The sequence below is a fragment of the Mesorhizobium sp. M6A.T.Ce.TU.002.03.1.1 genome (assembly GCF_003997275.1).
Lineage (GTDB): Bacteria > Pseudomonadota > Alphaproteobacteria > Rhizobiales > Rhizobiaceae > Mesorhizobium > Mesorhizobium mediterraneum.
In genome coordinates, this window is record NZ_RZTI01000029.1 from 45,674 (window position 1) to 55,810 (window position 10,137).

Here is a 10,137-nt window from a genome sequence, read left to right on the forward strand (position 1 = left end):
CCATTTTGCGCTGGGAACAAGCAAGCATGCAACGCATCGCCACGCTCGACGACATCTCACAAGGGCTTGACGCGCTTTGCCTGCTCGACCCGCGCCTCACAAAGGTGCGCGGCATGGCCGGCGAGGTGCCGCTTCGGCTCTCCGAGCCGGGGTTCAGAAGCCTTGCCTCGATCATCGTCTCGCAGCAGGTTTCCCGTGCCAGCGCCGACGCCATCTTCGGGCGGCTGACAAAACTCGTCGATCCGCTGACGCCACAAGCGATCCTTGCGGCGGACGAAGCCATTTTTCGCGAGGCCGGACTGTCGCGGCCAAAGCAGCGCGGCCTGATCGCCGTGGCCCAGGCGGTGGTCGATGGCCTCGACCTCGATCATCTCTGCTTGCTCGATGCCGCGGAGGCGATCACAGCCATGACCAAAGTGTCGGGCATCGGCCCGTGGACGGCGGAAGTCTATCTTTTGTTCGCCGCCGGCCACCCCGATGTCTTCCCGGCACGCGACGTTGCCTTGCAGAGCGCGGTCGGTCACGCGCTCGGCATCGAGCCGCGTCCGCCCGAGAAAACACTGATCCAGCTCGCCGAATCATGGAGCCCGTGGCGAGGTGTCGCATCGCGGCTTTTTTGGGCCTATTATCGCGAATTGAAGGGCAGGGACGCTGCACCCCCTGCCTAAATCCGCAAAAAAGCATGAAAATCATCCAGTTTTGGCACTTCGTTTGATCGACAAGCCGCTTCACATCCCTGTCATGTCGGGCTTACAGTATCCGCGCCGACCGGTTGTAGAGCCAAGGAGGTCAATGACGTGACGGTTGCCGTGTCTCCGGATGGGCTTCCAGCGCTGGTGCTGAACGCGGATTACCGTCCGCTCAGCTATTACCCCCTGTCGCTCTGGTCGTGGCAGGATGCCATCAAGGCGGTGTTCCTCGAGCGGGTGAATATCGTCGCCGAATACGAGCACGCCGTGTCGTCGCCGACCTTCTCGATGAAGCTGCCGAGTGTCGTCAGCCTGAAGGCCTATGTGAAGCCATCGCGGCATCCGGCCTTCACCCGCTTCAATGTCTTCCTGCGCGACCGTTTCCAGTGCCAGTATTGCGGCACGCCGGAGGATCTGACCTTCGACCATGTCATCCCCCGCCATCGCGGCGGCGCGACGACGTGGGAAAATGTCGTCGCCGCCTGCTCGCCCTGCAATCTGAGGAAGGGCGGCATGATGCCGGCGCACGCCAAGATGTGGCCGCTGCAGAAGCCCTTTCAGCCGACGGTGCATGATCTGCACAACAATGGCCGCCTGTTCCCGCCCAACCATTTGCATGAAAGCTGGATGGATTATCTCTACTGGGATGTCGAACTGGAACCGTAGAGTTCGGCACAAATCCGCCATGCCGGCCGCCTGACGCGGCTTTCTGCGCTTCCGGTGCTCACGTACTTAAGTACGCTCCGCTCCGGTTCTCGAAATCCACGTCATGCGTTCCGGCCTGACGAATTTTTGCGCGAACTCTGCGTTGCGGCAGCTCAGTCGCGGGCAAAGGCGCCGCGGAAGGCGATGACCGCCAGGACAAGGCTGGCGATGGCGTTCCAGCCGGCGAGCGACAGGCCGAGAATGCGCAGGGCTGCCTTGTCGCAGGAGGGGGGCACGAATTTGTCGAGCGCGTCGAGCACGCCCTTGCCGCCGGTGTCCACCGGTCCGGCAGCTGCCGCACAATCGGTCGGACCAGCCCACCACGCCCATTCGACGCCGGAGTGATAGACGCCGAGATAGACGCCGTAGACCATCAGCAGGCCGCCGACGGCCAGCAGGCTACGGGTAACCCATGCGGGGGCGTGGAGTGTCGACGCTAGCGCCGCAAACAGCATCAGCGGCACGCCGATGTAGTAGGGGGTGCGTTGCTCCAGGCAGAGCTTGCACGGGATGTAGCCACCCAGATACTGGAAGGCCAGCGCCGAGCCGACGGTGGCGGCCATGGCGACGGCGAGGAACAACGCCGTCCGCATGCGCTGGCGTCCAATGTCGGCATTCACGGTCGCTGTCATCGATCTATCGTCCGTTCTCGCTCAGAAGAAAGGATTTGAACATCCCTGCTCTAGAAAGCGTATTTGACGACGATATAGAGCGAAATCAGGGCGGCGGCAGCGGCGCCAGCGATCAGGCCAAGGCGCTTTTCGATGAACTCGCGGATCGGTTCGCCATAGCGGCGCAGCAGCCAGGCGAGAAAAAGGAAGCGGGCGCCGCGCGCCACGATCGCCAGCACGATGAACAGCAGGAGATTGACGCCGATCACGCCGGACAGGATCGTCACCACCTTGATCGGCGGCAGATGGGCGAGGCCGGAGGTGATCAGCATCAGGATGATGAAGCCGATGCCCGACGAGACGCGCAGCGCCTCGAAGTCGTCATACTTGCCGTAGAATTCGAGGATCGGCCGCGCCACCGTGTCGTAGGCATAGTGGCCGATGTACCAGCCGGCGATGCCGCCCAGGACGGATGCCAGGGTGGCGATCAGCGCGTAGCGATAGGCGCGATCCGGCCGCGACAGCGCCATCGGCAGGTACAGCACGTCGGCCGGCACCAGGAACACCGAGCTTTCGACGAAAGCGATGAAGGCCAGCCACCATTCGGCGGATTTCTTTGCCGCCAGCGACAAGGTCCAGTCGTAAAGTCCGCGAAGCATTGGTACCCCTATGACGTGCGCTGCCTGTCTAGAAAGATTTTTCGCGCCGCACAATGGCCGCAGCTTCACGAAATCGAAGGCTGGGGTTGAGCGAAGGCCGGGATGCCGGGAATTGGCCAGTTGACGAACAGGCCTCCAACCGTATAGTCCGCGCCCATCCAGGCCGCCCGGCCTGAGCCCCTATGGCGGAATTGGTAGACGCGCTCGACTCAAAATCGAGTTCCGCAAGGAGTGCTGGTTCGATCCCGGCTAGGGGCACCATTTGCCATCCGAGCACCTTGAAAGCCCGGTTCGGCGCTGCTGGGATAACCACCATCGAGGCGCGGGCCTTCCCGACACCATCGGACCGCGTAGCTCAGGTGGCCATCACATCGGACCCGGCACCATCTTGGTCGGCTGCTCCGGCATCGGAAACGCGTAATTTTCGCATTTCACGTCGGGATTCGTCGGACTGAACATTCCGAGCGGGTTGTCCTTGAACAGCCAGGCGTGAAGATCGTAATGATGGAACTCCGCCGGAATGAGCGGATAGTGCCCTTCCATCGGCCCCTGGAACGTCTGTCCAAAGAGTTTCGGCGGCTCCTTGGTGTCAGGCGTCAACGGTACAAGCCATTCCACGGCCACCAGGCGCAAGCCGCCGTCGACCGGCTCATAGATAAGGACATTGGGGCGCGTCGGATCTGGTGTCGGGCTGACGCTCGCGACGTTGACGAAATGAATGCCCATCGCGCCCTTCGGGTAATCCATAGCCCCAGCCACTTTTTCGCCGCTGTAATAAACGCATCCGACCGTCGACAGATAGAGGTCGCGGATGGCGGCCTTGTAGTCTTCGTACTTGGTTAGCGATTCTTTCAGGGCATCGATCTCGGCCTTGTCAGGCTCGGCGGCCTGAGCTGCGGCCGCGGTCAGACAGCCGCCAACAAGGCCGATCAAAGCCAGAACACTGCGACGCCTGAAGTGAGTTGTTTTCGTCATGCATTCCTCCCAGTTTTTTGTTGGCCGGCAGACCGAGGCGGCAATGATGCTGGTTGCGCGGCCCAGATTGTCGCCGATGCTAATCCTTTCCGCTGGTTGGGAGAATTAACCCACATGAGCTAGGTCGTCTGCACAGGGATTTGGCTCTTTGGCGGAGCCTCAAAGGGACTGCGGACGGGTCGTTGGCGGCCGGCCTACAGCCGCCGATCGCCAACGTTGGCGATTAGCCGTAATCCCCCACACCTTCGTCATCCCAGGGCGGAGCAAGGAGCGAAGCGACGCGGCGCGGACCCTGGGATCCATGCCGCGACCTAGCGGTAGTGCTCCTGCGGACCAGAACCGAACGCTCCTCCACCCCGTTCCGGTGGTGTTGGAAGGGTAGCTCGCACGTTGCGGATACAAGCGCCGTCCCGAGCCGCTGCATTCTTCGGCTGAGGAAACGGCATGGATCCTAGGGTCTGCGCGACGTCGCTTCGCTCCTGCTCCGCCCTGGGATGACGAAGGCATGGTGGCTCATAGCTAATCGCAAGCCTGGAGATTGGCGGCTGCAAGCCTACCGCCGTCCCAACAGGCCCTTCATCCGGTTGCGCAAGAGGCGCGCCATGTTGCGGGTTTCGCGGTAGAGGTGAAGCTGCGACGCCGCCTGGCGGGCGAGGCGGTCGGCGTCCGGCGTCAGGCCGATGACCAGCGTGCCGATCGGCCGGCGCTCCATCCATAGCCGGCTCATCACCGGATGGTCGGGCACCGCGCAGGAATCGCTCATCATGATGTTGGGATCGTCGAGATGCTGCCTGGTCACCTCGATCATCAGGAGCGTGCCCGGCGAATAGGCGGCGAGCGTCTCGTCATAGGCCGTCTTCCAGGTGTAGGCGACGCCGGCCTCGACGAAGACGACCAGGCAAGCGATGGTGCGGCCATCGAGCGTCAGCGAATGGATGCGGCACAGATCCTGTTCAGCCAGCCGGTGCACGGCTTCGCGGGCAAAGGCGGCACGGTAGCGGTCGATGGCCATGGCGGTGCGCTCGCGGCCCTTCCAGCCGGCAGCCTCGAGCGTCAGGAAGCGCTCGATGGCATGGCGGATCTCGTCGGGTCCGCGCGCCACGAGATGCTCCAGCTGGCCCAGATCGGCAAGGCGGCGCTTCAGGCGGCGGAACTCGCGATAGTGGTGCGAGCGCAGCGAGGCCTTCAGATACTCATCGCCGTCGAGCTCGCTTTCGAGCATCGGGCGTTCGGCCTTGCCGGTGGTGACCAGCGTAAGGCCACGCGTCTCGGCGACCGTGGCCAGCAGGCTGGCCACCGGGCCGTCGAGCCGGATGTCGGGCAGGACAAAGACTTTCGGCAGCTTGAGGTGCGGCCGCGACAGCATCGAGAAGAAATCCTCGACGACGCCGACGGGATCGTCACGGTCGACCAGCGGCGTGCCGATCGGGCCGAACGGGCTCGACCATGTGCGCATGACCCGCACGCCGAGCGGCACCGCCGGCCGCTCCACCGAGAACGGCACCAGCAAGCGCAGCCGGTTGCGGTATTCGTCGCCGTCGCGGATGACCGCCAGCCGCACCTCGCGGTCTTCCAGCCTCGGCATGGCGGGCGCCAGGAAGCGCGGGTTGAAGAAGACGTTGGGCTCGATCGTGCGGGTGCAGAGATAGTCGAGCTCCTCGACCAGATCGAAGCCGGCGGAGGCCGGGTAAATGGCCAGTTTGCGCTCGGGCCGATCGTTGGCCAGGAGTTCGATATGGGCGGGATCGGCTTCGCGGGCGAGCCCTGCGAGGCCGATCACCATGGCGCCGGCCGGGCCACCGCTGGTTTCTTCGAGCAACGGGACAGCGGCCATCACGCGGCTCCTTCGGCGGCTACGAAAATGGCCATGACGATGCCGAGCTTGCGCCAGACCGTGAAAGACAGCGCGCCGGCTTCGAAGATCATGGCGAAGGCGGTGGCCATCGCCGCGCCCCACAAGCCGAAAAGCGGGATCAGCAGCAAATTGAGGCCGATGTTGAAGGCCAGCGTCATGGCGTAGACGGCGGCGCATATGTTCTGGTTGCCGCTCATGGTGAGCAGGCTTTCGCAGGGGCCGACGGCGGCGCGGGCGACGACGCCGAACACCAGCAGGAACAACAGCGGATAGCCGGCGCTGAATTCAGGCCCGAACAAGCTCAGCATAGGCTCGCCAAGCACCAGCACCATCAGCGCCATGAACAGCGACGGCCAGAAGGTCCAAGACACCGTTTCGCGGGCGAAGGCGGCGAGCTTTTCGGGCTCGCCATGGGTGAATTGCGCATAGCGCTGGGCGACGCCTGCCTTGACCGCGAAGTAGACGAAATGCACCAGCGCCAGCGTCTTGACCGTGGCGAAATAGACGGCGACGTCGTTGGGGCTCATATAGGCGCCGACCATCAGCACGTCGGCATTGGTGAGCAGGAAGAAGAAGCCTTCAACCAGGAAGATCGGCAGCGACACGAGGAACCACTGCGCGAAATGCACCTTCCTCGGCCCGGCCGGGATATTCCTGTCCATCCGCGCCGTGACGCCGATGAGCTGACCGATTGTGGTGGCATAGGCGGCGGCTATCGAGGCGAAGATCGCGGTCCTGGCGTCGGGCGCAAAGCCCACCAGAAGCATCAGCGCCATGAGCGCCAGGATCAGCACCGGCCGCACCAGATAGGTCGGCGCCAGCGCAAAAAGCGCCCATGAGTTGGCCCGCGCCAGCCCCTGCAACAGATCGGACATGGCGATCATCGGCATGCAGATGAGGCCGAGAATGAACGGCACGACATAGTAGTTCTCGATGAAGGGCGAGAGCAGCCAGACGCCGAGCGCGCCAAGGCCGGCGATCGCCGTCGAGGCAACCAGCACGAACAGTCGGCTGGTCAGCACGATGCCGCGCAGTTCGGCCAGCATGTTGCGCTCGCGATATTCGGGAATGAAGCGGATGACCGAGGTATGGAAACCGAGGCAGGCGACATTGCCGAGGATGACCATCGTTACCCAGACGAGGACGAAGATGCCGTATTCGAACGAGCCCATCCAGCGCGCCATCAGCACCTGGCTGACGAAGGCGATGACGGCGCTGACGATGCGGATGGAAAAGGCGATGAGCGACATGCGGCCGGCTTCGCCGCGCTCGTCGGCGGTGAACAGCACGGCGTCGATGCGGCCAAGCAGCGGCTTTACGCGCAGCGCAAGGCGCTGCGGCAGGAACCGCCCGGCTGTCGTCGCCGCCGAAAAGCGCACCCACTACTCTCCGTTTTCCGCCTCTTTTCTGCGTATGCGTCTAACGAAAACACATTAAGAAACGGTTGGGTGAGGAGGCGGGGCGCTCCTTCTCCCCGTTCACGGGGAGAAGGTGCCGGCAGGCGGATGAGGGGCGGCGCCAGAGCGCTGCTTCATATTCGCCGTTCGCGGCAGAGCGCGACGAAACGACAGGCCAGCTGATGGAATCTGACGGTCGACAAATTCGTAATAGGTACTTCCGGTGCCGGCGAGACAGCGCCCCCTCAGCTGGGGAGATTGGCTAAGCGCGGGCGTCCGCGCCGCCCCTCATCCGCCCTTCGGGCACCTTCTCCCCGTGAACGGGGAGAAGGAAAGCTGCGGCTTACGCAAACGCCCCGTGGCAATGCTTGTACTTCTTCCCCGACCCACACGGGCAGGCCTCGTTGCGGCCGACCTTGCCCCAGGTGGCGGGGTTGTTCGGGTCGCGGTTTTCGGGGGCGACGATGGCGTGGGTCTCCTGGCGAACCAGAAGCCCGGTCTCGCCGCCGTTAAAATCGTCCTCGCCGGTGGTGCCGTCGATATGGCTGCCGAACATGTCGGGCGCCTCGGGCGGTGGCGCTTCGGCGGCCTGGCGGACCAGCTCGACGCGCATCAGCTGTGCAGTGACGGCCTGGCGCAGATTGCCCAGCATCGCCTGGAACAGCTCGAACGCCTCGCCCTTGTATTCCTGCAGCGGGTCGCGCTGGGCATAGCCGCGGAAGCCGACGACCGAGCGCAGATGGTCGAGGTTGACGATGTGCTCGCGCCACAGATGATCGAGCGTCTGCAGCACGACGGAGCGCTCGACATAGGTCATCACATCGGGGCCGAAGCGCTCGGCGCGCTCCTTGGCGGCATTCTCGGCGGCCTGGGCGATGCGTTCGCGGATGTCGTCCTCGGCAATGCCCTCTTCCTTGACCCAGTCCTCGATCGGCAGGTCGAGATTGAGGAATTCGGCGACCTCGGCCTTGAGGCCAGCGACGTTCCACTGCTCGGCATAGGCGTTTTCGGGAATAGCCTTGGCGACGATCTCGTCGATGACGCCCTCGCGCATCTCGGCGATGGTCTCGGACAGGCCTTCACCGTCCATCAGCTCGAGGCGCTGCTCGAACACCACCTTGCGCTGGTCGTTGGAGACGTCATCGTACTTCAGCAGGTTCTTGCGGATGTCGAAGTTGCGCGCCTCGACCTTCTTCTGCGCCTTTTCCAGCGCCTTGTTGATCCAGGGGTGGATGATCGCCTCGTCTTCCTTGAGGCCGAGCTTCTGCAGCATGCCGTCCATGCGCTCGGAGCCGAAGATGCGCATCAGATCGTCCTGCAGCGACAGGAAGAACTTCGACCGGCCGGGATCGCCCTGGCGGCCGGAGCGGCCGCGCAACTGGTTGTCGATGCGGCGCGATTCATGGCGTTCGGTGGCGAGCACGTAGAGGCCGCCGGCGGCCAGCGCCTTTTCCTTCAGCCGCTGCACGTCCTCGCGGATTTCCTTTTCCTTGGCTTCGCGCTCGGGACCTTCAGGCATGTCGCCAAGCTCCTCGGCGATGCGCATGTCGGCATTGCCGCCGAGCTGGATGTCGGTGCCGCGGCCGGCCATGTTGGTGGCAATGGTGATGACGCCGGGTTTGCCCGCCTGGGCGACGATCGCCGCCTCACGCTCGTGGTGGCGGGCGTTCAGCACCTCGAAATCTTTGAAGCCTTCCTTGCGCAGGCGCTCGGCCAGCTGCTCGGATTTTTCGATGGAGGTCGTGCCGACCAGTGTCGGCTGGCCCTTGGCGCTCGCCTCCCTGATCTCCTTGACGATCGCCTTGTACTTCTCCTCGACGGTCCGGTAGACCTCGTCGTCCTCGTCAATGCGGACCACCGGTAGGTTGGTCGGGATCTCGGTGACTTCGAGGCCGTAGATGTTGCCGAATTCCTCGGCCTCGGTCAGCGCCGTCCCGGTCATGCCGGCGAGCTTCTTGTAGAGGCGGAAATAGTTCTGGAAGGTGACGGAGGCGAGCGTCTGGTTCTCCGGCTGGATCGCCACGTGCTCCTTGGCTTCGAGCGCCTGGTGCAGGCCTTCCGAATAGCGGCGGCCCGGCATCATGCGGCCGGTAAACTCGTCGATGATGACGATCTCGCCGTTGCGGACGATGTAGTCCTTGTCCTTCTGGAACAGCTGGTGCGCCTTCAGCGCATTGTTGACGTGGTGGACGATGGCGACGTTCTCGACGTCGTAGAGCGACTCGCCCTTGAGCAGGCCGGCGTCGCGCAAAAGGTTTTCGAGCTTCTCGGTGCCTTCCTCGGTGAAGATCGAGGTCTTCTGCTTTTCGTCGATCTCATAGTCGGCCGGCTCGAGCTTCAGCATGAAGGCATCGATGGTGTTGTACATTTCCGAGCGGTCCTCGAGCGGACCGGAAATGATCAGCGGCGTGCGCGCCTCGTCGACCAGGATCGAATCGACCTCGTCGACGATCGCGTAGCTGTGGCCACGCTGCACCATCTGGGCGCGCTCGAATTTCATGTTGTCGCGCAGATAGTCGAAGCCGAGCTCGTTGTTGGTGGCGTAGGTGACGTCGGCGGCGTAGGCGGCGCTGCGTTCCTCGTCGGACAAGCCATGGACGATGACGCCGACGGTAAGGCCGAGGAATTTGTAGACACGGCCCATCCATTCGGAGTCGCGCGTGGCAAGATAGTCGTTGACGGTGACGACATGGACGCCTTTGCCGGCGAGCGCGTTGAGATAGACGGGCAGCGTGGCGACCAGCGTCTTGCCCTCGCCGGTGCGCATCTCGGCGATGCCGCCATTGTGCAGCACCATGCCGCCGATCAGCTGCACGTCGAACGGGCGCATGCCGAGCACGCGGCGCGCTGCCTCGCGCACGGTGGCGAAGGCCGGCACCAGCAGATCATCGAGGGAGGCGCCGTTGGCGACGTCCTGGCGGAATTTTTCCGTGCGGGCCGTCAGCTCGGCGTCGGAGAGCGCCCGCATCTCGTTTTCCATGGCGTTGATCGCCTCGACGCGCGGCCGGGTCGATTTGACCCGACGATCGTTGGAGGAGCCGAAAACCTTACGGGCGAGACCGCCAAAACTGACCATTCAATGGCCCTTTCGATAGCATTCCAAGTCGTTGCGACGGGTGCCGGCCGGCCCCATCAAATCCACGTGAAACGCGGACAAACGCAAGTAGCGCCCGGAAAACGGTTCTGGACGCAAAGTCGTTGGACAGATAAGAGGGGGCTCAATCGATGTCAACGCCGCGCTCGCCC

The 10,137-nt window shown here is 63.6% G+C and carries 8 protein-coding genes and 1 tRNA gene; 3 read left to right on the forward strand and 6 right to left on the reverse strand.

Annotated features, from left to right (window positions below):
* The first annotated feature begins 26 nt into the window (after positions 1-26).
* Both EOC93_RS12010 and EOC93_RS12015 read left to right on the forward strand, forming a co-directional pair.
* Positions 27-668 (forward strand): DNA-3-methyladenine glycosylase, encoded by a 642-nt coding sequence (locus EOC93_RS12010; protein ID WP_127204709.1) that lies wholly within the window; start codon positions 27-29, stop codon positions 666-668.
* A 129-nt stretch (positions 669-797) separates the two neighbouring features.
* Positions 798-1,355, forward strand: a complete 558-nt coding sequence (locus EOC93_RS12015) for an HNH endonuclease (RefSeq protein ID WP_095485996.1) — start codon at positions 798-800, stop codon at positions 1,353-1,355.
* Between the two features lie 152 nt (positions 1,356-1,507).
* Here the strand turns inward: EOC93_RS12015 and EOC93_RS12020 are convergent, their stop codons facing one another.
* Positions 1,508-2,026: a disulfide bond formation protein B gene (locus EOC93_RS12020; RefSeq protein WP_127204710.1), complete on the reverse strand. Its 519-nt coding sequence runs from the start codon at positions 2,024-2,026 to the stop codon at positions 1,508-1,510.
* Positions 2,027-2,076: 50 nt separating this feature from the next.
* A complete protein-coding gene (locus tag EOC93_RS12025; protein WP_095485998.1) occupies positions 2,077-2,664 on the reverse strand; it encodes a YqaA family protein in 588 nt (195 codons plus the stop codon).
* 176 nt (positions 2,665-2,840) lie between these two features.
* Here EOC93_RS12025 and EOC93_RS12030 point away from each other — a divergent pair.
* A tRNA-Leu gene (locus EOC93_RS12030) sits at positions 2,841-2,925 on the forward strand.
* Between the two features lie 105 nt (positions 2,926-3,030).
* Here the strand turns inward: EOC93_RS12030 and EOC93_RS12035 are convergent.
* The 4 genes from EOC93_RS12035 to secA form a co-directional block, all read right to left on the reverse strand.
* Complete coding sequence (locus EOC93_RS12035; protein ID WP_127204711.1) at positions 3,031-3,639, reverse strand: hypothetical protein; 609 nt, start codon at positions 3,637-3,639, stop codon at positions 3,031-3,033.
* Between the two features lie 553 nt (positions 3,640-4,192).
* Positions 4,193-5,473, reverse strand: coding sequence for a GNAT family N-acetyltransferase (locus EOC93_RS12040; protein WP_127204712.1), 1,281 nt, complete (start codon positions 5,471-5,473; stop codon positions 4,193-4,195).
* Entirely contained in the window at positions 5,473-6,873 is a 1,401-nt protein-coding gene (locus tag EOC93_RS12045; protein ID WP_127204713.1) for a lipopolysaccharide biosynthesis protein, read from the reverse strand. The genes EOC93_RS12040 and EOC93_RS12045 overlap by 1 nt, the downstream gene beginning before the upstream one ends.
* Positions 6,874-7,234: 361 nt before the next feature.
* Positions 7,235-9,967, reverse strand: coding sequence for a preprotein translocase subunit SecA (gene secA / locus EOC93_RS12050; protein WP_127204714.1), 2,733 nt, complete (start codon positions 9,965-9,967; stop codon positions 7,235-7,237).
* Positions 9,968-10,137: the final 170 nt, after the last annotated feature.

What these genes read in the sequence shown, in the direction of transcription:
- EOC93_RS12040 (WP_127204712.1), bottom strand. Translation starts at nt 5,473, where the DNA reads ATGGCCGCTGTCCCGTTGCTCGAAGAAACCAGCGGTGGCCCGGCCGGC.
- EOC93_RS12010 (WP_127204709.1), top strand. Translation starts at nt 27, where the DNA reads ATGCAACGCATCGCCACGCTCGACGACATCTCACAAGGGCTTGACGCG.
- secA (WP_127204714.1), bottom strand. Translation starts at nt 9,967, where the DNA reads ATGGTCAGTTTTGGCGGTCTCGCCCGTAAGGTTTTCGGCTCCTCCAAC.
- EOC93_RS12020 (WP_127204710.1), bottom strand. Translation starts at nt 2,026, where the DNA reads ATGACAGCGACCGTGAATGCCGACATTGGACGCCAGCGCATGCGGACG.
- EOC93_RS12025 (WP_095485998.1), bottom strand. Translation starts at nt 2,664, where the DNA reads ATGCTTCGCGGACTTTACGACTGGACCTTGTCGCTGGCGGCAAAGAAA.
- EOC93_RS12035 (WP_127204711.1), bottom strand. Translation starts at nt 3,639, where the DNA reads ATGACGAAAACAACTCACTTCAGGCGTCGCAGTGTTCTGGCTTTGATC.